This window comes from Achromobacter pulmonis (genome assembly GCF_902859765.1).
Lineage (GTDB): Bacteria > Pseudomonadota > Gammaproteobacteria > Burkholderiales > Burkholderiaceae_B > Achromobacter > Achromobacter pulmonis.
Window position 1 is genome coordinate 68,116 of sequence record NZ_CADIJV010000013.1, and the last position, 22,536, is coordinate 90,651.

General features: G+C 60.4%; 29 protein-coding genes. 16 read left to right on the forward strand and 13 right to left on the reverse strand.

Annotated elements, in window-relative coordinates; all coding sequences use genetic code 11:
• Positions 1-39: 39 nt before the first annotated feature.
• The 3 genes from HV701_RS13055 to mutS form a co-directional block, all read right to left on the reverse strand.
• A complete protein-coding gene (locus HV701_RS13055; protein WP_175133452.1) occupies positions 40-267 on the reverse strand; it encodes an endopeptidase in 228 nt (75 codons plus the stop codon).
• 217 nt (positions 268-484) lie between these two features.
• Positions 485-1,678: a ribosomal protein uL16 3-hydroxylase gene (locus tag HV701_RS13060; protein WP_175133453.1), complete on the reverse strand. Its 1,194-nt coding sequence runs from the start codon at positions 1,676-1,678 to the stop codon at positions 485-487.
• Positions 1,675-4,347 (reverse strand): DNA mismatch repair protein MutS, encoded by a 2,673-nt coding sequence (gene mutS / locus HV701_RS13065; RefSeq protein ID WP_420867815.1) that lies wholly within the window; start codon positions 4,345-4,347, stop codon positions 1,675-1,677. The genes HV701_RS13060 and mutS overlap by 4 nt, the downstream gene beginning before the upstream one ends.
• 169 nt (positions 4,348-4,516) lie before the next feature.
• Here mutS and HV701_RS13070 point away from each other — a divergent pair, with 169 nt between their 5' ends.
• Both HV701_RS13070 and HV701_RS13075 read left to right on the forward strand, forming a co-directional pair.
• A complete protein-coding gene (locus HV701_RS13070) occupies positions 4,517-5,800 on the forward strand; it encodes a tyrosine-type recombinase/integrase (RefSeq protein ID WP_175133454.1) in 1,284 nt (427 codons plus the stop codon).
• Positions 5,801-5,851: 51 nt separating this feature from the next.
• Positions 5,852-7,633, forward strand: a complete 1,782-nt coding sequence (locus HV701_RS13075; protein ID WP_175133455.1) for a P-loop NTPase fold protein — start codon at positions 5,852-5,854, stop codon at positions 7,631-7,633.
• A 31-nt stretch (positions 7,634-7,664) separates the two neighbouring features.
• Here HV701_RS13075 and HV701_RS13080 read toward each other — a convergent pair whose 3' ends face one another.
• Positions 7,665-7,937, reverse strand: coding sequence for a helix-turn-helix transcriptional regulator (locus HV701_RS13080; protein WP_175133456.1), 273 nt, complete (start codon positions 7,935-7,937; stop codon positions 7,665-7,667).
• A 220-nt stretch (positions 7,938-8,157) separates the two neighbouring features.
• On the opposite strand from HV701_RS13080, the gene HV701_RS13085 reads away from it, so the two are divergent.
• Positions 8,158-8,565 carry a hypothetical protein gene (locus tag HV701_RS13085; protein ID WP_175133457.1) on the forward strand — a complete coding sequence of 136 codons (408 nt, stop codon included), beginning with the start codon at positions 8,158-8,160 and terminating at the stop codon, positions 8,563-8,565.
• A gap of 10 nt (positions 8,566-8,575) precedes the next feature.
• Here HV701_RS13085 and HV701_RS13090 read toward each other — a convergent pair whose 3' ends face one another.
• Together HV701_RS13090 and HV701_RS13095 are read right to left on the reverse strand one after the other, a co-directional pair.
• Complete coding sequence (locus tag HV701_RS13090) at positions 8,576-8,992, reverse strand: hypothetical protein (protein ID WP_217467962.1); 417 nt, start codon at positions 8,990-8,992, stop codon at positions 8,576-8,578.
• Positions 8,989-9,783: a ParB/RepB/Spo0J family partition protein gene (locus HV701_RS13095; protein WP_175133458.1), complete on the reverse strand. Its 795-nt coding sequence runs from the start codon at positions 9,781-9,783 to the stop codon at positions 8,989-8,991. Before HV701_RS13095 ends, HV701_RS13090 begins: the two co-directional genes overlap by 4 nt.
• 116 nt (positions 9,784-9,899) lie before the next feature.
• Between HV701_RS13095 and HV701_RS13100 the strand changes: the two genes are divergently transcribed.
• Positions 9,900-10,562, forward strand: coding sequence for a hypothetical protein (locus HV701_RS13100; protein ID WP_175133459.1), 663 nt, complete (start codon positions 9,900-9,902; stop codon positions 10,560-10,562).
• Between the two features lie 47 nt (positions 10,563-10,609).
• On the opposite strand, the gene HV701_RS13105 is transcribed toward HV701_RS13100, so the two are convergent.
• Both HV701_RS13105 and HV701_RS26950 read right to left on the reverse strand, forming a co-directional pair.
• Positions 10,610-10,846 carry a hypothetical protein gene (locus tag HV701_RS13105; protein WP_175133460.1) on the reverse strand — a complete coding sequence of 79 codons (237 nt, stop codon included), beginning with the start codon at positions 10,844-10,846 and terminating at the stop codon, positions 10,610-10,612.
• Positions 10,843-10,971, reverse strand: coding sequence for a hypothetical protein (locus tag HV701_RS26950; protein WP_276529849.1), 129 nt, complete (start codon positions 10,969-10,971; stop codon positions 10,843-10,845). Before HV701_RS26950 ends, HV701_RS13105 begins: the two co-directional genes overlap by 4 nt.
• 364 nt (positions 10,972-11,335) lie before the next feature.
• Between HV701_RS26950 and HV701_RS13110 the strand changes: the two genes are divergently transcribed.
• Complete coding sequence (locus HV701_RS13110; protein ID WP_175133461.1) at positions 11,336-12,037, forward strand: hypothetical protein; 702 nt, start codon at positions 11,336-11,338, stop codon at positions 12,035-12,037.
• Between the two features lie 157 nt (positions 12,038-12,194).
• Here the strand turns inward: HV701_RS13110 and HV701_RS13115 are convergent, their stop codons facing one another.
• Positions 12,195-13,307, reverse strand: a complete 1,113-nt coding sequence (locus HV701_RS13115; RefSeq protein WP_175133462.1) for a hypothetical protein — start codon at positions 13,305-13,307, stop codon at positions 12,195-12,197.
• A 597-nt stretch (positions 13,308-13,904) separates the two neighbouring features.
• Entirely contained in the window at positions 13,905-14,576 is a 672-nt protein-coding gene (locus HV701_RS13120; protein WP_175133463.1) for a S24 family peptidase, read from the reverse strand.
• 37 nt (positions 14,577-14,613) lie between these two features.
• Here HV701_RS13120 and HV701_RS13125 point away from each other — a divergent pair, with 37 nt between their 5' ends.
• Positions 14,614-14,853 carry a helix-turn-helix domain-containing protein gene (locus tag HV701_RS13125; protein ID WP_175133464.1) on the forward strand — a complete coding sequence of 80 codons (240 nt, stop codon included), beginning with the start codon at positions 14,614-14,616 and terminating at the stop codon, positions 14,851-14,853.
• Between the two features lie 146 nt (positions 14,854-14,999).
• Here the strand turns inward: HV701_RS13125 and HV701_RS13130 are convergent, their stop codons facing one another.
• Both HV701_RS13130 and HV701_RS13135 read right to left on the reverse strand, forming a co-directional pair.
• Positions 15,000-15,497: a hypothetical protein gene (locus tag HV701_RS13130; RefSeq protein ID WP_175133465.1), complete on the reverse strand. Its 498-nt coding sequence runs from the start codon at positions 15,495-15,497 to the stop codon at positions 15,000-15,002.
• Between the two features lie 73 nt (positions 15,498-15,570).
• Positions 15,571-15,774 (reverse strand): hypothetical protein, encoded by a 204-nt coding sequence (locus tag HV701_RS13135; protein ID WP_047991489.1) that lies wholly within the window; start codon positions 15,772-15,774, stop codon positions 15,571-15,573.
• Here HV701_RS13135 and HV701_RS13140 point away from each other — a divergent pair.
• On the forward strand, positions 15,773-16,039 hold the full coding sequence (locus HV701_RS13140) for a hypothetical protein (protein WP_060721559.1): 267 nt from the start codon (positions 15,773-15,775) through the stop codon (positions 16,037-16,039). The genes HV701_RS13135 and HV701_RS13140 overlap by 2 nt on opposite strands.
• Before the next feature lie 11 nt (positions 16,040-16,050).
• Here the strand turns inward: HV701_RS13140 and HV701_RS27025 are convergent, their stop codons facing one another.
• Positions 16,051-16,383: a hypothetical protein gene (locus HV701_RS27025; RefSeq protein WP_420867816.1), complete on the reverse strand. Its 333-nt coding sequence runs from the start codon at positions 16,381-16,383 to the stop codon at positions 16,051-16,053.
• Positions 16,384-16,561: 178 nt separating this feature from the next.
• Between HV701_RS27025 and HV701_RS13150 the strand changes: the two genes are divergently transcribed.
• From HV701_RS13150 to HV701_RS13190, 9 genes are all read left to right on the forward strand, one after another.
• Entirely contained in the window at positions 16,562-17,089 is a 528-nt protein-coding gene (locus HV701_RS13150) for a phage regulatory CII family protein (RefSeq protein WP_047991486.1), read from the forward strand.
• A gap of 149 nt (positions 17,090-17,238) precedes the next feature.
• Positions 17,239-17,388 (forward strand): hypothetical protein, encoded by a 150-nt coding sequence (locus HV701_RS13155; RefSeq protein WP_175133467.1) that lies wholly within the window; start codon positions 17,239-17,241, stop codon positions 17,386-17,388.
• Positions 17,381-17,686, forward strand: a complete 306-nt coding sequence (locus HV701_RS13160; protein WP_175133468.1) for a hypothetical protein — start codon at positions 17,381-17,383, stop codon at positions 17,684-17,686. The genes HV701_RS13155 and HV701_RS13160 overlap by 8 nt, the downstream gene beginning before the upstream one ends.
• Positions 17,677-18,159, forward strand: coding sequence for a nuclease domain-containing protein (locus HV701_RS13165; RefSeq protein ID WP_175133469.1), 483 nt, complete (start codon positions 17,677-17,679; stop codon positions 18,157-18,159). Before HV701_RS13160 ends, HV701_RS13165 begins: the two co-directional genes overlap by 10 nt.
• Complete coding sequence (locus tag HV701_RS13170) at positions 18,156-19,001, forward strand: helix-turn-helix domain-containing protein (protein ID WP_175133470.1); 846 nt, start codon at positions 18,156-18,158, stop codon at positions 18,999-19,001. Before HV701_RS13165 ends, HV701_RS13170 begins: the two co-directional genes overlap by 4 nt.
• The gene (locus HV701_RS13175; RefSeq protein ID WP_175133471.1) at positions 18,973-19,731 is read left to right on the forward strand and encodes a replication protein P; all 759 of its coding nucleotides are present in this window, start codon (positions 18,973-18,975) and stop codon (positions 19,729-19,731) included. Before HV701_RS13170 ends, HV701_RS13175 begins: the two co-directional genes overlap by 29 nt.
• A complete protein-coding gene (locus HV701_RS13180) occupies positions 19,728-20,168 on the forward strand; it encodes a VRR-NUC domain-containing protein (RefSeq protein WP_175133472.1) in 441 nt (146 codons plus the stop codon). The genes HV701_RS13175 and HV701_RS13180 overlap by 4 nt, the downstream gene beginning before the upstream one ends.
• Positions 20,168-20,812: a hypothetical protein gene (locus HV701_RS13185; RefSeq protein ID WP_175133473.1), complete on the forward strand. Its 645-nt coding sequence runs from the start codon at positions 20,168-20,170 to the stop codon at positions 20,810-20,812. Before HV701_RS13180 ends, HV701_RS13185 begins: the two co-directional genes overlap by 1 nt.
• Before the next feature lie 508 nt (positions 20,813-21,320).
• Positions 21,321-22,328 carry a hypothetical protein gene (locus tag HV701_RS13190; protein WP_175133474.1) on the forward strand — a complete coding sequence of 336 codons (1,008 nt, stop codon included), beginning with the start codon at positions 21,321-21,323 and terminating at the stop codon, positions 22,326-22,328.
• The last annotated feature ends 208 nt before the right edge of the window (positions 22,329-22,536 follow it).

A 22,536-nucleotide genomic window follows, 5' to 3' on the forward strand; every position in this document is an offset into this window, starting at 1 on the left:
GGGTTTTCTTTCCTGGATCAGGGCGGGGGGGGGCTCTGATCAGGAAGCGGGCGTGGTCGAGCCGCCGGGGGCATTCGAGCCGCCGCCAGGCGTGGTGGCTGGGGCGGGAGCCGGCGCCGGCGAGGTGGCCGGCGAGGGGCTGGAGGGCGCCGGGGCGCTGGCGCCCGGCGTGGGGTTGTTCGCGGGCGCCGGGGCATCTTCCTTCTTGTTGCAGGCACTGAGCGAGACCGCCAGCACCGACGCAATAATCAAGGTTTTGCTCATCATTTTTAGACTCCTGTAGATGACGACTCTTGAAACCCCGTCAGGGGAAACCAAGACTCAGGCTACAGGAAGCCGTAAGCGATGCGAGTGTGGAAATTAAAAAGGTCGCATCCCAATGGCAACAAACCTTTCCACGCGGTGTGATGTCTTGCTGTATGTGACCTGGCGTACAGACCTCATTGCGTTCTGTGCAAGACGGATACGCACAGGTGTCCGGATACTACGGGGCGACGTAATGAATCCAGCCCGAGTCCAGCCAATCCGCCAGGCAGGCGCGGGCGTCATCCGACAGGCGCGCGCAGGCCGGATCGGCGCAGTCCAGGCTGCGCGCGTCGGCCAGTTTGCACAGCGCGGGCGCGGCCGGCGTCATCGCGGTTTCGCCGTTGATGAAGAGCTGCTTGCCGCGATAGAGCATGCGGCTGCGGCGGTCCAGCACCAGCCTTCCGGCGGCGGGCCAGTCTTCTTCCAGATCCACCTCCAGGCCTTGCGGGCCATCGAAGACGCTGAGGTTGCTGGGTTCGGTCAGCCAGCAGCCCAGGAAGCGCGAGGCCAGCGCGTCGTCAAAGCGCAGCTTGCCGACGGTGTCGAGCGTGGCTTGGACCAGCGCGTCCGGCACCTGGGCCGGCGTGGCCACCGCGGCCTGGGCCGGGTCGCGGTAGACGGCCGACAGCTTGGGGCCGGGCAGCGCCGGTTCGCCGTAGGGGCCGCCCAGCAGCCCGACGCGCGCCATCACCTGGTCGGCGGCGGCTTCGAGCAGGCCGCGCGCCAGCGTGGCCTGCGTGGGGGCACGGAAACCGATGGAGATGGTCATGCAGCCGTCGCCCATGGCGATGCCGTCATGCGCGGCCTGCGGCGGCAGGTAAAGCATGTCGCCCGGCGCCAGCACGGCCTGTTGCTCGGGCTGGAAATGGCTGAGGATCTTGAGCGGCAGCCCGGGTTCGAGCGACAGGTCCTTCTGGCGCCCGTAGCGCCATTCGCGCTGGCCGGCGGCCTGCAGCAGGAATACATCGTAGCTGTCGAAGTGCGGGCCGACGCCGCCGCCATGGCTGGCGATGCTGATCATCACGTCGTCCAGGCGCGCATCGGGGATGAAGCGGAACTGCTGCATCAGTTCGGCGGCGGCATCGCTGTGCAGGTCGACGCTTTGCACCAACAGGGTCCAGTCGCCTTCGTTGTCCTTCGGCAGGCGGGCGAAAGGGCCGCTTTCCATCTGCCATTCGCCGTTCTCGCGCCAGATCAGGCGCGATTCGACGTCGTCGCGGCGCGCCAGCTTCTTGATCGCGGCAAGGGTGACCGGCGGCTTGAAATCGGGAATGGCCTGGCGGATCAGCAGCGGCTTCTTTTGCCAGTAGCGGCGCATGAAGTCGTTGGGGCTCTGGTTGCCCAGCAGCGGCAGGGGATGGTCGAGGTTCATTGCAGGTGCTTCTTCAGGCGGTAGAGGGCGTCCAGCGCTTCGCGCGGGGTCAGGCTGTCGGGGTCGATGGCGGCGAGTTCCTCGCGCAGCGTGTCCAGCGCCTCGATGGTGTCGGCGCGGTCGGCGGCGGCATAGGCCTGCGCATCGGCGTCGGCCGCGGCGGAGAACAGGCCCAGTTGCGGCGTGGGCGCGCCTTGCGCTTCGAGCCGTTCGAGTTCGCGGGTGGCCTGGCGGATCACGGCGGCGGGCACGCCGGCGCGTTGCGCCACCTGGATCCCATAGCTGCGGCTGGCCGGGCCTTCGCGCACTTCGTGCAGGAATACGATGCCGCCAGCCGATTCGGCCGCCGCCAGGTGGACGTTGGCCGAGGCGGGCTGTTCGGCCGGCAGGCGCGTCAGCTCGAAGTAGTGGGTGGCGAACAGCGTCAGGGCGCGGTTGTGCGCCAGCAGGCGGCAGGCGATGGCCCACGCCAGCGCCAGGCCGTCGTAGGTGGAGGTGCCGCGGCCGATCTCGTCCATCAGCACCAGGCTGTTGGGCGTGCTGGCCGCGAGGATGGCGGCGGCCTCGGTCATCTCCATCATGAAGGTCGAGCGCCCGCCCGCCAGGTCGTCGGCGGCGCCGATGCGGGTGAAGATGCGGTCGATGCGGCCGATGCGGGCGCGCGCCGCCGGCACGAAGCTGCCGATGCGCGCCAGCAGCACGATCAGCGCCACCTGCCGCATGTAGGTCGATTTACCGCCCATGTTGGGACCGGTGATCAGCAGCATGCGCCGCGCCGGATCGAGCCGGCAGCCGTTGGGCGTGAAACGTTCGATGGCCTGTTCGACCACCGGGTGGCGGCCAGCGTCGATGTCGATGTCGGCCTGCTCGGACAGTTCGGGGGCGATCCAGTCGTGGCGTCGCGCGTGTTCGGCCAATGCGGCCAGAGTGTCCAGCTCGGCCAGCGCGCCGGCGCAGTCGGACAGCGGGCGCACGTGTTCGGCCAGCACGTCCAGCAATTGCTCGAACAGCCATTTCTCGCGCGCCAGCGAGCGGTCCTGCGCCGACAGCACCTTGTCTTCCCAGGTCTTGAGTTCCGGGGTGATGTAGCGCTCGGCGTTCTTGAGGGTCTGGCGGCGGCGGTAGTCTTCCGGCACCTTGGCGGTCTGGCCCTTGGTGACTTCGATGTAGAAGCCGTGCACGCGGTTGAATTCGACGCGCAGGTTGCTGATGCCGGTGCGCTCGCGCTCGCGCGCTTCCAACTGCACCAGGAAGTCGCCGCCGTCGGCGGCCAGGGCGCGCAGTTCGTCCAGTTCGGCGTCAAAGCCGGCGGCCAGCACGCCGCCGTCGCGGATCGCCACGGCCGGTTCGGCGGCGATGGCGCGCGCCAGCAGGGCGGCCAGCGCCGGGTCCACCGACAGGTGCGAAATCAGGTCATTCAGGCGCGGCGCGGCGGCCATCGGCGCCACCAGGTCGCGCAGCGCGGGCAGCGCGGCCAGCGCATCGCGCAGGCTGGCCAGTTCGCGCGGACGCACCGAGCGCAGCGCCAGCCGCGCGGCGATGCGTTCGATGTCGGGGAAGGCGTTGAGCGCGCCGCGCAGCGTCTCCAGCAGGCCGGCCGAGCCGAAGGTCTGCTCGACATCCATGCGGCCGGCCAGCAGCGTCGAGATGGCCTGTTGGCGGGCCTGGGCCGGCGCGTTGTCGCGCAGGGGATGGTGCAGCCAGCGGCGCAGCAGGCGGCTGCCCATGGGCGTGCGGCAGCCATCCAGCAGCGAGAACAGCGTGGGCGAGTCTTCGCCCGACAGCGTCTGCGTCAACTCCAGGTTGCGGCGCGTGACCGGGTCGAGCAGTACATACTGGCCGGGCCGCTCGGCCGACAGGCTCTGCACGTGCGCCAGCGCCTGCGACTGGGTGCGGGCGGCATAGCGCAGCAGCGCGCCGGCGGCGCAGATGCCGGCCGGCATGTCCTCGATGTCGAAGCCGGCCAGCGTATCGGTCTTGAAATGCGCCAGCAGGTGGGCGCGGGCGCCGTCGCTTTCGAAGTGCCAGTCCGGCACGCGCGAGCGGGCGCCCTCGAACGCGAAGTCGAATTCGGCGCTGTCGGCGCAGACGATCTCGGCCGGCGCGATGCGGTGCAGTTCGGATTCGAGTTGTGCCGGCGCGCATTCGGTGACGCGGAAGTCGCCGCTGGCCAGGTTCAGCCAGGCCAGGCCGGCGCGCGGCGCGCGGGCATTGCCGGTGACGAACACCGCGGCCAGCGCGCGGTCGGCCTTGGCCGGCAGCAGCGCGTCGTCGGTCAGCGTGCCGGGCGTGACGATGCGCACGATGCGGCGCTCGACCGGGCCCTTGGAGGCGGCTGGATCGCCGATCTGTTCGCAGATGGCGACGGACTCGCCCATCGCCACCAGCCGCGCCAGGTACTGCTCCATCGCGTGCACCGGCAGGCCGGCCATGGGAATGGGCGTGCCATTGGACGAGCCGCGCTTGGTCAGCGTCAGGTTGAGCAGGCGCGCGCCGCGCTCGGCGTCTTCATAGAACATTTCATAGAAGTCGCCCATGCGGTAGAACAGCAGCAGGGGGCCAGCCTCCGCCTTGAGGCGGAGGTACTGCTGCATCATGGGGGTGTGGCCTGAAAGCTGATCGTCCATTTCGGCCTGTGATTTGGGCTTCTTGCCTTGTGCTACTTGCATTTCCACGGGGAAAGTTGGGTGAATCGTGTTGCTTATATGGCCCAGCAACGCCCATCAAAACCCGCCAACACTTGCCGGTTTGGCGTAGGTTTTGGAGGGGTCGAATTGAGAAGTTACGCCGCTTGGGATAGGATTCTCGCAAAAGTTACGCCAGAGAATCCACCGCCCTATGCAATTCGACGCCCGCGCCGCCAAGCTGCTTGAACCAGGCCGACACCTTACCATTGATGGCTACCCGGGGCTGCGCCTGGAGGCCTCCGCGACCACAAGAACCTGGATCTACCGATACAAGAGTCCGGTGAACGGAAAGATGCGCCAGAAGAAGCTGGGGCGGTGGCCAGCCATGTCAATTGCCGGGGCTGTTGTCGAGTGGGAAAAGCTACGCCAGCAGCGCGAGGCAGGCATCGACGTGGCGGTAGAAGCCAAGCAGCAGCGCCAGGCCGCCAAGGCCGCCGCGGTGGCGGCCCAGGAGAAGGCGAAGGGGGCGTTGACGGTGAAAGATGCCTGCGACCTGTACCACGCCGGCCATATCAAGCACCATCGGAGCCTGAAGGGGCAAGTTGAAATCGCGCGGACTTTCCGAACGATGTTGGGTCCGCTTGCCGACAAACCCGCCGAGGCCGTCACACGGGCCGACGCGTTCGCCCTGATTGAATCGTTCGCCCACATCCCTGTGCAGGCTCAGATCCTACGCCGCGAACTGGGGGCGGCCTGGGACTATTGCCATGACGCGGGCAAGCTGCCTGAAACCGTGCCGAACTGGTGGAGGGCGATCCTCCGGGGAAAGCTGAAATCGAAAGGGAAGGCGATCAATGGCAAGAAGAGTGGCGTCAAGAAGCGTGTGCTGTCGCCGGCAGAGGCAGGGGAATTGATCCCCTGGTTGCCTAACTTTTCGCGCGACGTGGAAGATTTTTTGACGCTATATCTCTGGACTTGCGCCAGAGGTGCCGAAATCGGAGCGATGGAGGCCGAGGAAATCTCGGAAGAGGCTGATGGTCTGTGGTGGACCGTGCCAAAAGAGAAAACGAAGAATGCGAAGCGGGCGGAGGCCACGGATTTCCGCGTCCCGCTGGTCGGTCGTGCCGAGCAGGTTGTTAGACGTCGGAAGGCTGCATACGAGAGCGGCTACCTGTTCCCGTCCTATGGAAAGTCCGGCCACTGGGAACAAAAGTCAGTTCAGACGCGGGTTTACTACCATCAGCCCTATAGCGAAACGTCGCCGCACAGGAAGCGTGTCCGCTTGACAGTAACCCATTGGGCTCCTCACGACTTGCGGCGCACGTCGCGTACGTTCCTGGCTTCGCTGGGATGCCCGCGGGAAGTGGGCGAGGTAATACTGGGCCACATGCTTCCAGGCGTGGAGGGTGTCTACAACCGGCATGCGTATGACGACGAACGTCGCCTGTGGCTCGGGCGGCTGTCCAGTTATCTTGAGCATCTAGCGGCGAATTAAAAATAGAATACTATTAGAAACATCTGGTTTTATTTTATATGGACGGCTCGCATGCATGTTCGGGAATCGTTAAAAGAATTTATCCGATCCAAATCTGCGGAAGCCGTTGTGCTCCAAGGGCCTTGGGGGGTTGGAAAAACTCATTTGTGGCGAGAGGCAGTTCAGGAGTGGCATCAGCCAGACTCCGCGGCGCGGTACGCTTATGTATCGTTGTTTGGGGTTAACTCTCTGGACGCCCTCAAAGTCGCAGTGGCATATGCAGACGGCTTTGACGCTGATAGCAGCGGTCGCGATGCTCCCAATGAACAAGCTCAGCTCAAAGCTGGGCCATCCTCGCGGTCCAAGTTCTTCAAATTGGATCGTTGGAAGAAGCAGGGAGCGCGCATAGCAGGGGCGATTAAACGCGGGGCCCCAGTGGCCGCAGCGGCTGCGCCAGGGAAAATTGGTGGGGGAGCAGGGCTTTCGCAGGCTCTGAACGCACTGGCTTTTTATCGCATTCGGCAGCAGTTGATCTGCTTCGATGATCTTGAACGGAGAGGAGCGAACTTATCTATCAGGGATCTTCTAGGGCTCGTCTCGTTCTTGGTGGAGCAAAGGCAATGCCGGGTATGCGTGATTCTTAACGATCAGCAAATAGTCGGTAAGGAGTTGGACGAATGGCGCGCGCAACGAGAGAAGGTCTTTATTGCTGAGATTACGTATGACCCAAGCTTGGAACATACACTAACCGTCGCATTGGACAACTCAAGGTCCGAAGTATGGCTTGAACCCGCTCGAATCGCTCTTGAGGAGCTCGGCCTTAAGAATATTCGGTTGGTGCGTCGTATGACTCGCATGTTAGGCCTGGCGTTCAAAGCGAATGTGCCCGCTGCATTGGTGAACAAGGTCGTGCGGGAGACTATATTTTTGATGTATTCCCATAGCGGAGCCGGTGAGGGCGCGCCGCCGTTGGATTTTGTTATGAAATTCAACTCAATAACGAGAATGGTCCAGCGGATGGCCAATGGGTCCGAGGCCCACCCGGAGACTGAAGAAGAGGCTCGATGGTCGGAGTTGATTCAATCCTATGGCTTTGACGGGAGCGGTGAGATTGCGAAAGTGCTCTGTGCTGGTGTTAGATCTGGATTCCCAGACTTGGATCGACTTTCGCGGGAGCTTGAGGCTTTCAACCAGAGCCATTCTCGGGATCTAGAGAAAATGGCATTCCGAGATTCTTGGGCCTTATATCACGATTACGTGACTGAGAATTGCGAGGAAACTCTAGACTCTTTGGATCGAAGTTGGCCTAACGCGTCCTCACACAGCGAGGCCACAAGTTTGCTCGCCGTTGTAGGTAAGTTTCGCCTCTACGGTCGGGGCGAGCGTGCTTCTCAGTTCATAGATCAATGGATTCAAGAGAGGGTTGGGGAACGAGTCTATGAGCTCGAGCCTCGTGCCTTAAATGTCTTCGACACTATTACAGACGAGGAGTTTCTGGCGAAGGTGACGGCTGCGCGCCTTGCCAATGTAGTGACCATGCCTTTGGCAGATGCGTTGCATGAAATTGCGCAGCGTAGGGAGTTGGACGCCTCGACACTTGCTATAGCCAAGTCCACAGTTGAAGAACTGTTGACCGCACTGGAAGAGAATCCGGGGCCTCACCTATCGTCAGCAATTTCCGTGTGCCTCGAACTAGGTGGTGCGCACGGCCCTGACACCTGGGGATTGGCAGCGACTCGAATGCGCGAAGCACTTTTGATAATCGCAGGCCGTTCGCCGTGGAGTGCAGAGCGGATGTGGCACAAATACCGTGTATCACTGCCTGATGCCTCTGCGGACATTGCCTCACCTTAGAATGAGGCATGATAGAGCGGCATATTGGCCGCTATGTCGATGGGCCCGTTGAAGTGTTGCCTCCAGTTGCCGCCTTCGGTTTTCGGGCGCTGGTGTTGTATGGGGGGAGTAACGTCGAACGGGGGCGGGTCAACGCCCACTGCATAATTTCTGTGTAAAGGTATCCAACGCGGCGGCCAGACAGCTCCCGAGGGGCGGGAAACTCGCCCCTACTGACCATGTTCTGAATAGTGGACTCGGCAAGTGTGGTGATGGACGCCGCCGTGGGCAGGTCGACGTACACAGGCTCAATTCGAAGCTCCATGTTTTGTTTCTCCAACGGAGAACGGCGGCCGCTTTGCAGCGGGCGCCGTTCGTGTGGTCAGTTATCTTTTTGGGGCGCGGTTAGCGGTAGCCGCGGGGACATCTGGCGCGGTGCGGAGGAGGCGCCAGGCCGCCCGCCGGGGCGGCGTTGTTCTGGTTGGTCATGCTGACACCCCGATGGGGTTGGGGTACGATCGCGCCCAGACAAATGGAGAGCATCCTTGAACGCGAAGACGGTAATCAGCCGCAGTGCGGCATTGCTTGGGTTGTATTTGGCCACCGTTGGCGGGCAACCTGCCAAAGCCCAGCAGACTGTGGATGCCGTGCCTCTGTGCAAGGCGGCGATCAGCATTCTTATGGGGCGCCCAATCTCGTCCATGTCTGGTTCGGAGCAAGATGGTTTGGCCACCGTATCCTACGCCAGGGCGTCTGATGGAGATACGTTCAAGTACCAATGCAAGATCGAGCAATCCAGGGTGATCTGGCGCAGCCTCATCGACGGCAAATGGGGCCGCTGGCGCAATGATCCGCGCGACGAGAAAGTTACGTACAAGGTCGAGGGCGAGAAGCTGACGGTGTTCCTGGACGACTACAAACGGGAAACGCACACTCTGTCCAGCCTGAAGTAGGTCGTCCATATCATGCCCCGCCTTCGCCCCGCTGGGCAGCATGGCGGACCCAGATGCAAACCGGTCCCCAGTCTTCGGTGTCATGGATGGACAGGACAAACCAGCCTTCGCCGTCGGGGCGGGGCGGTTCCCAGGCGCTGATATTGGAATCGCCGGCATCGCCCCAGTACGCGACTACGGCCGGGTGGTCCTCGGGCTCGCTTTCCAGATAGGCAATGTGGGTTTGCAACTGCTGGGCCTCGAACCACGCGGCGGCCTCGGCATCCTGGCCTTCTTCGAATTCAGGATGCGCCGGATGGGTCCAATAGCCGTCGCTGTCGCGTTCCACCGGGGCGGCCTGGATGAAGGGGGCGGGCACGTTCAGGGCGGCGCCCAGGAGGCTACCGAGTGCGGCGTCGGGGCTGGTCTTGGGGGCGGGGGTGTTCATGCGGTGGCTCCTTGTTCCTCGCCAAGCACCCAGCGCAGGGCAGCGGCGTAGTCTCCCTGGGCCTGCTCCAGCGCGGCCAGGATCTGCTTGCGGGACTTCACGCGGGGGCGCTCTCCCATGACGGCGGCTTGCTGGCGGCTGCGTTGGTGGGGCTTGGCGTCCTTGCCTGCCGCTACCAGGTCGGCCACCTTCGCCCGTTGCTCTTCTGGCTTGAGTTTCGCCAGGGCTTTGGCATGGGTAAGGGTGATTTGCCCTGCCTCGATGGCATCCTGGACGACCTTGGGGCTATCCAGCAGGGCCAGCGTGTCGCGTACCGTGGCGACGCTGCAGTTGTAGATGACGGCAATTTGGTCTTCACCTTTTCCCAATGCTAGGTGCCGGCGCATCTTCTCGGCGCGGCCGAGCGGACTGTCGGCCGTACGGGCCTCGTTCTCGCTGGCGATGGCGTCCAAAGCCGATTGCCGCTTGCCGGCGTACACCACTGCCGGAATCTGTCGCTCGGGTTCACCGCGGTTGCGGCGCCATTCGTTGGCGAGTCGGGCCGCCTTGACGCGTTGGCGCCCGAATACCACCTCGGCTTCGCCGGTCTCGGGGTTCTTGGAGACTGCGATGGGTTCCAGCACGCCTTGGTAATCGATATTGCGGGCCAGGGCTTCGTCCACCGGCAGATGGACACGTGCGTCGTACAGCGGGCTATTTTCGTCGGTGACGAGGGCCAGTTTGGCGGGGTCGAAGTTGAGCAGGTTGCTTTGGCCTTCTGCGCCATAAACGTCTTTCGATTTTTTTGCCATGGTCTGTTCAGATTGAAGTGAGTGGACAAAGGGGGGGCTGGCCGGCCTGGCGGGGCGGCTGACACCTTGAGAAGGTTGGGATACGATTCGCGGCAACCAATTGCCGAGAGAAAGTGATGAAAAAGGGCGCCATATCCCAATTGAAGGTTATGGGCATGATCGCAGCGCTTCCCCTGCTGCTTGTGTTCTTCTGGAAATTCCCAGCCGGTTCTTCTGAATGGGCCTCTTGGGTACAGGCATTTGGCTCCATTGGGGCCATCATTGGCGCTATCGCAATTGCTACGTACCAAGCCGAAGCAAACCGGCAGCAACTTGAATCGATGGCCGAGACAGCCGCGATGCAGCGAGTGGTCCAACTGAAGGCGATTCGGGGTCTATTACACGAATGGCAAAATGCGCTGACGTCAACGTCGGTCACGTTCCAGACGACCGGTGCACAAAGCTTGGAGCCTATAGTTCAATACGCCGCGGCTAGGATCAGGCCTGTACAAACCGCATTTAGAGCGCTTCAAAAAATCCCATTTCACGAAGTTCCGCAGATATACATTGGCACGGAGGGGCTGAACTTGGTGATTCAATTCGAGCATGTTTTGTCGAACCTGGAGGATCTAGCAGGACTGGATATGAGTGCTTCTGATGCGGTGGTTCGCGCCAATGAATGCATCAATAACATCCGCACGTTTACCGGCAGGTCGGTTGAGACCCTGGAGAAGATCGGCGATGTTGTGGAAAGGTACGATGGGAAGGTATCGCCGCGGATCCACGCGTTTGACCTCTAGGGGCGAGTGTGCGGCTTGCTTGCAGCTCACCCCGCCAGATCTCTTTTTTATGCAAGCAAGCTCAGCAGCCAACTGAGTATCTGGCGTCCACAAAGCACGAACATCGCCAGCGTGGTGCCGGCTAGCCAGCCGACCGAGGGCGGGATATCAGCGTCCTCGCTCCAGTTGCCTTTGCCGGCGTGGTCACGGGGAGCGATGAAGTCGCCCGCCTTGCGGGCGGCCTTTGCGATGATGCACAGGGGGCGGACGCGGGCCGGGGGCGCGCTTGTGCAGATGGTGTTCATTGGGTGGCGCTCCAGGGGTCGGCCGCGACGTAACGGCGTGAGAAGTAGTCGCCGAGGGGCGCCAGCACCAGCCGCGCGAACGCGAACAGGCCCAGGCCCCAGGCGAGGGGCTCGATGTAGGTCATGGGGATTTGCGCGGATGCGCGGTGGTGAGGCTTCGGAGAGCAGGCCGGAAGGCCCGATCAGTTCACTTCCAGGATGAAAGTCACTTTTTGCGCCGGTGACGAAGCGGCGCCGGCCCGCTCTCCGAAGCCGCCCCGGCGTTCGGGGCATGGCTTGCGGTGCTACTTACTGACGTCACGGCCGAAGTTGGCAACGTCGATCAGTTCTTCCAGGAACCGTATGAAGGCGGCGAGCATGGGGAAGTCTCCAAGGGGATCAGGCAACAGCGCCTGCCGATGCCCCGCACGCGGGGCATGGGGAGGAGCTTTTCTAAATTGCGTGGGCGTCTCGCTCTAACTAGAATCCGAGCACTTGGAGGAAGGAGCGATGAGCAAGAAATTGACCTGGATCGGAATTGCGATCACCGTGGCCTACCTGACGGCAGCAGTCCTTTTGGGCTGGGGGAAATGGGATCAATTTTCGGAGATGAAGCCGAATGAAATTGGTGATTTCCTTGCCGGCGTTGTGGGGCCTTTAGCCTTGCTTTGGCTTATCCTCGGTTACTTTCAGCAAGGAGAGGAACTACGTGTCAGCACCGAGGCGTTGCGGCAGCAGGCGGAGGAACTGAAGCAATCTGTGGAGCATCAGCAGGACCTGGCTGAGGCCACACGTCGCCAAGTCGATGTGCAACTTCAAGCCTTTGCGCAAGACAGAAAGAAGGAGCGTGATGCTCTTCGCCCGATAATGTGGTTGTCCACCAGGGGATATTCGAGTACTGAAGGCGCTACGCAGGCCAACTTAAAGCTGGAAAATATTGGACATCGTGCTACCGAAGTGTTGGTCGAGTGCCGCTTAGGCAGTCGGGAGTTGCCCAGGTGGACCTTTGATACGCTGGGGAAAAATGAATCTGTGAAGCTATGGGCGAGCGGGTTGCGCCGCGAGGATATTGGGAGAATACGGTTCGTGGTGGCTTGGGTAGACGGTGCAGGAGAAAAGGGCATTCTTGAGTTTCCCGGGACAGTCGAACCCGTCACACCCCATGGTGTTCGAGTTGTGCTGGGGAGACCCTTTGAGCGAACGGATTGTTAGCAACGCTTGAAGCACCGCCTTTGGAGGCCACTTCCTGCATTTGGGTGGATTAGCAATTTGGCTTGGTACAGCCCGGCTGATGGGTAAGCGCTGGCCCGCAGCGCGGGTCCAAACCCGCTTTTTGGCAGCTCGCTGCTAGCACGAGATCCAATAGTTATTAATCATCATCCCAAGTTGTCATGGGCGTACCAGCTATCGAAACATAATGCTTCCGCCCCTCTTTAATTAGTTCATCGTGGTTCTTGCCGAGCTTTTCGCACAAGCGTCGGATTGACGTGTCTAGATCTTCTATGCCGGTGATCTTTCCGTCCTCTACGGCTATCAATCCTAACGAAATAAGTCGCTTCTTGGACATGGGTGTCATGGGTGGTCCGATTTCAAGGGCTGCATGTCTGATCTCTGCAGTGTCTCCCATGCTACAGATTGTTTCCATCGCTTTGAGTTTGGACTTCGCGGAATGGGTGGTGCGAGCGATGCTCCTGATTGAGTTCAGGCCTCGTTCAATATACTCGTCTGCCAACGAGTTTTCTCGTTGGTCAAACGCATGCTCTCGCCGTAGCTTACGGATTTCTTCGCGACGAGTGCGTTGCTGACGTGATTCCGCAAAGCGCGAAAATGGTGTAGATATTGCCGAACCTAATAGCACAAGAACTGCTATAAGGACTAAAAATGCGAAAAAGTATATTGGTGTACGAATCAGCTGAACCCAGATTGAGTTTGCCCCGACCGCCTGGCTGAACCAGGAACCTTGCTCGGCTGAGGAGTCGATGCTTGTTAAGGGTATGCCCCGCATACCTGCAATTTTTCCTAAGATTTCGATTTTGGGTCGATTCCCCTCCGCCCCGAGAATGAGGAAGTTCACCGATATAGTGTCACCGGGTTCGATGATTATTGGAGCGATCACTATGCTGTTCGCATCCGTAATCAGTTTGACGTGATCCCTCAGGTAGTCGTTGGAGGTCAGAGCGCTGGGCCTATCAACAATCTGAGCTTCCTGGACCGATATGCGAACTGGTGCATTCGAGTCAAAACTGTCTAACCTGACCTCAGAATTTCCTTCGTTGCGGAGTGTTAGATCTGCAGACCAAAGGCTCTTCTTCGCCTCACGCAGATCTATGCCTCCATACGAGATGTCGAGGCCCCCAACAGGCTTTAACACATCGAAAACCGGGGAAAGGCTATTTACTACGGCTGTCAGTGCGGGCTTTCTTTCGTAGAACATCCCAAAGTAAACAGCAAGGATGAGGCTAAAAAGCGTGACCGCTGCCATTACTCCTGGTGATTTCGTCCATGACCATATGCGAGAGGGTAGTGATTTTGACATCGGGAAGTCGTCCAGCGCGGGTGATTCGGCATTGTGCCAAATTAGTCCATGACAGGGCCACCTATTTCTAGCGTGCGAAATGCCGATGCTTATAGAATGCCAAACAGGCGGAGCCTTGAAAGAGGGCGGATGGTCATATAACGACCGCGAACTCAAGCACTAGCTGATGACGGATGTTGCTGCGCTACTCGGAATAATGTTGGGGGACCGAGGGGCCGGGGTTATCGTCGCCACGCCCGGCTGGGCGTTGCCTGGCTGAACTTCGCGCCAAGCACACAGGGGCCAGGCTGTGTGCCTGGGTGATCCTGTTTCGCCCGTCCTCCCTCTCGGGGGCGGGCGGCCTCGATTGTTAAAGAACGATCGCAAAAGCGACTTTGACAAGCGCCGCTTTGACAGCGCTTGGATCGAAGTATCGACAAATCGATATTCATTGTCAATCGAAATGTCGATAAATTTATGCTTCATGGTGCCTGGTCGAAAAAAAACCGCCAAAGCGGCGGTCGAGTAGGGGGCCCAGGTATCAGCCTCCGCGGTCCGTAGCGTCTAGAACTCCCGGTACTTGCTGGGCATGAGCACGGAGCCGATAGCGTGGACTTGATGGACCTCGGGTAGAGGAAGGGTCAGTCGAGTTCCGCCATTAACGGATTGCACCGTGTAGGCGTCACCTCCCTGGAAGAGAAATTCTTTAACCATCTTGCGCCCATCATTAAGCGCAATGGCTACATATTCGCCGGCTGCGGGCGAAGAGTTGGGTTCGACAACTACGTACCAGCCATCTCGGATAGCGGGGAACATGCTGTCGCCACGAACCCGTAGCGCATACGCGTCCGGGTCGGATGAATGAGCTTCTACAAAGCCATCTACGCCGCGCGTTTGCACCTCTTCATACCAACCGTTCTCCCCAAGGCGCGCATAGCCCACCACATGGATCTTCGATGCGGACGGGCGCTTGGGACGTTCTGCGACTTGACCTGCCAAAGGCTCGCCATCGCCGTCAGCGAGCCATCGGGCGCTCACTCCATAGACGTACGCAAGCCTGGCGGTGTAGGTGGACGATGTCGATCCATTGTTTTCAAGATCCGATAGCGTCCCCTGGCTCATACCAGCCTTGTCCGCCGCCTGCTTCTGTGTAAGGCCGGCCGCCTTTCGGGAAAGCTTTAGCCGAGCGCCGAAAGTGTCGGCGGGGTTTTGGGCGAGGAGAGTTAGCAAGAGCATATCGGGATTCTGATAGTCGCAGGCATTGATTTATCGATTGACCGAATATCGATTAATCGATATTCTTCCGCCTATGGACTGGAAATTGATCATTCAAGACCTTTGCTCCCTGGGACTTACCCAAGAGCAGATCGCCGTTGAAGTTGGCCTTAAGCAGCCGACCATCGCCGGCATTCTCTCGGGAGCGCAGAAGGATATGAAGTGGCAAAACGGCGAGCGCCTAAGGGCCTTGCACTGCCGCCTCGCCCGGCAGCCAAACGAGGGCGCCCATGCATAGCTCCGCCCAGCAAAGCCACCTGGCTATCAACGTCGAGTCCGTTGTTTGGATGGGCGGGAAGGGGATTGTCATTGAGAGCGCTTCGCTTCCCCGCGGTACGGACACGTTTTGGATGGAGTTAGGCGCTGGCCTGGGCTATCTCGAATTCAAGGCTGTGGAAGGTTGTCGAGCCACTTTCCAAGCCAAGAGATCGCATCCGGCGACTTATCGAGTCCCAGGTCTACTAGTTTCATTACGACATGTTTTGTGGCGTCGGCAGGCAGCGATCGAAGCCGAGCGAGGAATCGTTGCTTATCGGGAGGCGGCAGGTCGCTTGCCAGAATCTTCGCCTCGATCAGGGCTTTGATGGTGTCGTCATGAAGCTTGATCGTCACCACGCCCAGGATTGCCGAGAGCCCGCCATCGTCTGCCAGGAAGTCGATGGCTCGGGCGGTTGCCCGAATGCTGACCGCTTCCCTTGGCCATTCCTGAAACTTCGGCCCGCTGACCTCCAGAAGCCCGTGTCCCTCCAGGTATCGGATTTCCGGATAGGCGTCTTTGGCGGAATGGCCGCCGATTCCATCGTTGCAGATGAACCAGTCCGGATGCGCAGCCACGGCCGCTGCAAGGATGTCGTGTTCCCGGTCTCGCCTGTACTTATCCATTTTCGAACCTTGTTGTTGTTGTTGTTGTTGTTGGGACCGCGTCAGCGCGGGACTCGTGTGTGTCGTCCGCAGCCTAGAAAGGCTTGTCTTCCGTCTTGGTGGAGGGCCTGTCGATGGACAACGACATCTTGGTGGTGGTGGAGAACGCGACGCCATTCCCAAAGTTCATTTCGTGAATCCGGACGTCAACTTCAGCGCCGCAGAGTTCCGAGAGGGCCTTTGCGATGGTGGCTTGAATCTCTTCAGTCGAATGCTTTTTTAGAGGGAAATCAAACATGGAAGGCTTTCCTTTTCAAAGTGAGCAGCCTGTTCTCTTGCTTCTCAGTTGCGCCGAAATCTTTGGCCGCCCACCGATGAGCGAACGTGCGGTCAAAGTCTATTTCCACGCGGTGGGTGTGGGCGATGTTGGTCGTTTGGTGACCACGTTGCATCAGGCTATCCGCCATGGCGACCGCTTCCCGACTCCGCACGACCTGCGAGTGGCGATGGGGATTGACCCTATAGGTCCGGCCTTCCCGGTGGGCGAGATGAACCATGTATAGGCCGATTTATGTCAATGCGTCTGACCTGGGGGCGCTGGAGTCGCGCTCGTTTCGAGGGTGCGAAGTGCCGACTGCATTTGCTCTATCAGGTCTCGAAGCTGCGCAGGCGTTAACGCGTAGTGCCGACCAGGGTTGGCCTCTTCTGGGCGTTGCATGGGATTCGTCAGGAAATCGAACTTGATTACCGCCAACCCAAGTTGTGGGACGGGCCCAGCCGTCCAATTTGCGACAGGGAAAAGCGGAATGTTTTCAGCCATGGTCAGCCTCCTCCAACAGGGGCGAGTGAATTGCGTGAGAGCGACCATTCTAAGGGGCTGACCGCCCATTTTCAGGAGAAAGCGCATGTATAGCGCGACGACGCCGGCCCAGCCGACACCGCAGCCGGGATTGCCGGCCAAGCAAAGCGACAAGGTCCAGATCGGGCCGCTGGACGTTTGAAGTTTGTTCTTCATGTCGCACATCGTAGGGCAGGGGGCTTTACCCCGAAACCCTGATCGCACCTGGATTTCAAGGTAAGACCTGATGACCCATCGCTACACACAGATCGACCCGCATGACGCGCTGTACATCAGCGTGCAGAAGACGCCCGGGGGCGTTGAAGAGTTGGCGGCGTTCATGACAAACCGCCGCGGCGTGTCGATGCACGCAGAAACCCTGCGCCAGAAGCTGCGCAAGGTGAAGGGCCAATCCATGTCCCTGGACCTTTTCGAACTCGCCACCGAATGGATGCTGGAGAAGCAAGGCGGGGCGGACTATGCCCGGGATTGGCTGCTGGCCCTGGCGCTGCGTCACGGCGTGGCCGCCAACATCCTGCCGCCGGCGCCGCATCACGCGAACGAGGTGGACGCCGCCCGCCAGAAGGTCATGGAAATGTCGCACCTCAATGGCGAGTTGTCGGCCGTGGCCATCGAGGCGTTGGCCGACGGTGCCATCTGCACTGCCGACGCCTCGGCCATCGTGACCGAATGCCGCAAGATCGTGGAGAAAGCCCAGCGCCTGATGCGCAACGTCCAGCGGGCGGCAGACGACAAGGCGAGGGCGGGATGCTGACGCGTGGAGATTCGGGGCGCCCGGTGCGCGCATTACGCGCGCCTGCGGCTGGCAAGGGGGCGGCGCTGTCTCGCGTAGCGGCCATGATGTGTGGCAACGCGAAATTCCAGCGGTGGGTTGTATCCCGCATCGGCGCCGCCCCGCAGGGCGTGAGCCCCAACCAGCACGCGGCGCAGTTCGTGCGCAACGCCTGCGGTATCGACAGTCGCGCGCAGTTGGACCACAACGCCACCGCCGCGACTCTGTTTCATGAGGCCGTTCGCAAGCCGTTCCTGAAGTGGAGCGGCCTGTATGCGTAACACCTTGCACATGTTCAAGGGCTACCGTGTGCCGCCGGAGACCGCGCAGGCGGTGCGGAAGGCGATCATCGACACTACCCGCGAGGTGGACTTGTCCGCCTTGCGCGCACTGGTGCTGCCAGCATTGGTCGCCGTCGATCCCTGGCCGCGAAGCTCGCGGGAGGACGCCGCGGTTGCTGCGGTCGACTCGTTCCTATTCGACGCGGTGCGCGCCGGCCTAGTCAAGCGCCATTCGAACGGCTGGCGCTTTTCCCATTGGCGCCGGGTCAAGAAGCAGCAGGGGGCGGTATGTCGTTGAGCCGCAAGACGCCATTGCGCCAGAAGACGCCCATGAGGCGTGGCAAGCCCATGCGCCAGGGCGCCGCCCTGAAGTCGAGCGGGAAGCGCATGTCGGCCCGCCGCAGCACGCCGCGCGCCACCAAGACCGTGTACCGCAACCGCGCCTTGTTGAACCTGGCCAAGGGCAAGCCCTGCTTGCTTCAGATTCCCGACGTGTGCATCGGCGGCACGCAGACCACGGTCGCCTGCCATTCGAACCAGGCGAGGCACGGCAAGGCCGGTTGGCTGAAGGCGCACGACTGGGCTGCAGCTTGGGGTTGCAATGCGTGCCACGCCTACATCGACCAGAACACTACCGGCGCCTCCTATGACGAGAAGGTGGCCTTGTGGGAAGCGGGCTTCGAGAGGACGCGCCTTTCGCTGATTGTGCTCGGCGTATGGCCCATCGAAGCCGAGATTGGGTATCAACTTTTGTATGGAGAGTCGCCATGAGCGTGAAAGTCATGGGGATGGTGTTTGACCGGTATCCGAACGGCGGCGGGGAAATGATCCTTGCGCTTGCGCTCGCGGACCATTCCAGCGACGACGGGACTGGCATCTATCCCTCTATCGCGTCCCTGGCCGAGAAGACGCGTCAGTCCGTGCGGGCAGTGCAGTACCAGCTGCGCGGCATGGAAAAGGCGGGTTGGCTGATCCTGGTCAACGCGGGCAATGGAGGGCGCAATATGCGCCGCGAGTACCGCATTTCTGAGGCCTGGATAAAGGGTGCAGATTTTGCATCCCTCAAACCGGCCGCGCATGAGCAAGAAAACGGTGCAGATTTTGCACCCGTTGAAGAAGCGGAAAAGGGTGCAAACCACGACACAAAGGGTGCAACTGACGACGTAAAGGGTGCAAACGACGACACGAAAGGGTGCAACGGGTTGCACCCGCATATAACCGTCAATGAACCGTCAGAACCATCAAGAACCGTCAAAGGCGCGCGCAAGCGCTCGCCAGGGTTCGATCCGATGAACCTGGAGTTGCCGGACTGGCTCGATGCGGAACTGTGGGGGCGCTGGGTGCGTCACCGCGTGCAGATCCGCAAGCCGTTGACCGAAGAGGCCGCCAAGCAGCAGGTGGTCGACCTCATGGCCTTCCGACAGCAGGGGCATACGCCGGAGAGCGTCATTGCCCATGCCATCGGCAGAAGCTGGCAAGGCCTGTTCGCACCGAATGGCGCCGTCGTCGGAGCTTCGTCCAGGCCCGGCAAGTTCAACCCCACCGCACACGTGAACCGCAATCGCACCTCAGGAGCAAACGGCTATGACGACGGTCGCACAATCGACGGGTAATCGGTCCATGTGGGCCGTGCCGATGGCGAAGCTGGACGGGATTTCCCTGATCGACCATCTGTGGAACCGGCTTTCCGGCACCTATGGCGGGCGCTGGCTGAAGGACTTCCCGGATATGCAGAGTATCGAGAACTGGAAGGAGGCCTGGGCGGAAGCGTTCGACGAAGAGCGATTGACGCCGCAGGACGTGGCCGAGGGCCTGCGGACGTGCCGCCGCATGTCGCCCGATTGGCCGCCGAGTGTTGGCGAGTTCATCCGGGCGTGCCGGCCGGACCTGGAGCCCGAGGTGGCTTTCCACAAGGCGGCAGCGGGGATGGTCGCACGCCACAACGGCGAACAGGGCCATTGGCCGCACCCGGCGATTTTCTGGGCGGCGGTGGAAGTGGGGGCGCACGACATGCAGCATTGCTCATACGCCACGATGAAGGCGCGGTGGGATCGAACATTGAATGAGGTGCTGGCCCGTGGCGATTGGAAGCCGGTCCCAGCCATCGCCAAGGCGTTGCCCGCCACGCCCGTGACGGCTGCAAGCCGCGCCCAGGCAGAAGAGCAGATGCGCAAGATCGGCGCTACGGGGATCATGGACCAAAGCGGACGGGATCCGTTGCGCGGTTGGAAGCGCATCATCGCCGAGACGCAGAATCCGAAGGGCCGGCGCTACTCCCCGGGCGTCGTGGCGATGGCTCATAACGCGCTGCGGCTGGGCACGGACCTGGGGGCGCAAGTATGAGCCGTTGGCCGCGCTACCAACTGACCGCCACCAAGACTGGCGTCAAGGTCAAACCCGCAATCAGTGAGGACGTTATCCAGGCCCAGGTGATTACATGGGCCAAGCGCCAGGTCAAGGTGTGTCCAGAGTTGGGCCGACTATTCCACGTTCCCAACGGCGGCCAGCGTCATGCGGCGGTTGCCGCGAAGTTGCAGGGGCAGGGCGTTAAACCCGGCGTGCCGGACCTGTGCCTACCGGTGCCGCGCTTTGGCAGCCATGGGCTGTGGATCGAGATGAAAACTCAGGAAGGCCGCGTAAGTCCGCACCAGAAGGATTGGATTGAGTTTCTTCGCTCCGCCGGCTACCGCGTCGAGGTTTGCCGCAGCTTTGACGAAGCGCGTGATGTGTTGCTGAGCTACCTGAATCCGAAAGTACCTTATTCCCCGGAGATTTACTGATGACTGCCCTGACCCTCTCTCGCTTGCCCTCCACTCCGGTGGTCGAGGTCAAGCCCAGCCGGCTGTTCGCAACCGCGCACGCCGCTTTGACCTTTGCCTTCAACCATTCGGATCAGGTCTATGACAAGCCCATGATGGCTCGTATGGCACAGGCTCCGACAGATGGGGGCAAGGGTCTTGGCGGGACCGATGGCGCAGGCCAGGCCGCCTATGTGTTTCGAACGCTGGAACCGATGCCTGTCTTGTACCGTGCGATTTTGGTTGCGCGCTTTGCGCCTCGCACGGACAGATGCAAGTGCTGCCAGGGAACCGTGGACCGTCACGATTGGTTGGCCGCGATCCGCCAGATATCGGACGCAGCTGCTTGCGACGCGCTGTCGGCGCATCCGACGCCCCGCATTCTGAGGGATGCCATTGTGGCGCGTTACTTCGGCAAGGAAGTGAAGCTGTCGGACGCAGCCGACCGCGCCGGCGTGAGCGCTGCTACTGCCACCAATCACAACGGCAAGATCAAATTGTGGCTGTATGGCACCCGTACCACCAAGCATAAGGACGGCGGGCGCGGTGACGGAAAAAAAGGCATTGAGGCGCTCGCCATGGAATACGCCGCCGACTTGCTGGCTGCCAAAGGTCTGTGCGACTGACTGTCTTGTCAGATTAAAATTTCTCTGCTAAAGTTCGTCCTGTTTAGTCACTTTGAAAAAGTGCGTCAGCAAAAACCCGCCGAGCATAAGCCGGCGGGTTTTTGCTAAACAAGCTACCCGCGGCCGCTCTTGTTCTTTGTGGGGTCCACAATTTTGTAGCCCTGACCGGGCTTTGGAGTGGGCGGAAAGGGCTCGTTTTTTACAACGGTCCGTTCCTTTCCTGTCCCACCGCCGCGAGGTCCGACGATTTCGTATTGGCCGGATCGATTGGCCTTTTCTCCTGGCTTCTTCATCGCATAGCTCCTTTGATAGTTGGCTGGGCGCATACGCGTCCCGCGAAATACCATAGCAATAAAAGCTTACGTAATCGTAAGTGTTTATTGTTTAGATGCTACAACGTAGCTAATTCGCGCGTCCCCGCACTGATCGTTTGTCCGGCTTCCATAGAAATTATCAAAATGTAGTTTTATGTTAAAAACGCCCAAACCGGTCTGGAGTGGCGTGCAAGATGAAGAAGCTTGTGATTGGAAATGAAGCCCAGGCGATCGCAGCGATCGAGAAGGCACTCAGCAAGGAAGGCTTCAGCAACGATATCGTTGCGTTGGAATTCAAGAATTGGCCTATTCTTGAAATCGTTCTAGAAGGGCCTGGCTATAAGAGCACAATCACTCCAGACATGGCGAAAGCTCTGGTGGAGTTGCAAAGGGCGTTGAATCGAACCTTTGCTCGTTACGCTCACGGTGAGGCATCGGCAGTTCGTCTAACCGACAAAGAGCGGCAAGAGATCCAGTTCAAGGCGAAGGTCGAAGACGGCTGCTCATTAATCAAGGTCGACCTCAGAGAGTTTTCTGGAAAGCTGGCAACTGCGGTGGCGGATAAATTGACTCCTGAAATGTTAGTCGCGAGCATTGTGGGCGTGGCTGTCGTCGCGGGCAGCACGATGGCCTATAAGGCCTATCTGAACGCCAGAACGAGAAACAAAGAAATCGAAAGTTCTGACAAAACGCGAATTGCTTTGTCAGAACAAGAGACCCGACGCCTCGAAGTGGTGGCAGGCTTGAAGGCAAAGGTTGCCAGCCTACGGCCCATTGAGCAGGATTTCGATGACGTGCGCGACGATATTGTCCGTGGCATTTCCGACGCGTCGACCCTGGAAGTTAATGGAGTCGAAATCACGCGGGAGACTGCGATGACGGCGGCGAAGACGTTGCGGGTGCGTTCGACTGACGGTCAAGCAAACGGAACGTATTACGTGGATGAATCGAGCTTTAGAAACCCTCACGAAACTCGCATCATGGTGAGAAACGCGTCCACTGAACAGCAGTTTCCGGCCAGCTTCAAAGACAGCAGCTTAAAGGGGGCGCAAATCCAACTTCTTAAGGATGCTGCATTTGACCGAACGAGGGTGTACTTGAGCATTAACACTAAGGAGCGGCGAGGAGAAATCGTCTCGGCGCAGATTGTGGGAGTCAAACCCCAGCCTAAGCAAAAGCGTCGCATCATCCGGCGCCGTTAGGCTGACGAATACCTCTCCCGCTTGACGTAATTTTGCATTGCCGCCCTCAGCAGGGCGGTTTTTTTTGTTCAATTTGTTGCCCCGTCCCGCACCAAAGAAGCTACGTGTTGCTCCGGTCGAGAGGGCAGCGCTTCGCGCCGCACGGCGCTTGCGACAAGATCGGGAGGTGGGGATGGCAAGGCGAACGGTGTTCCCTTGTCGGCATCGA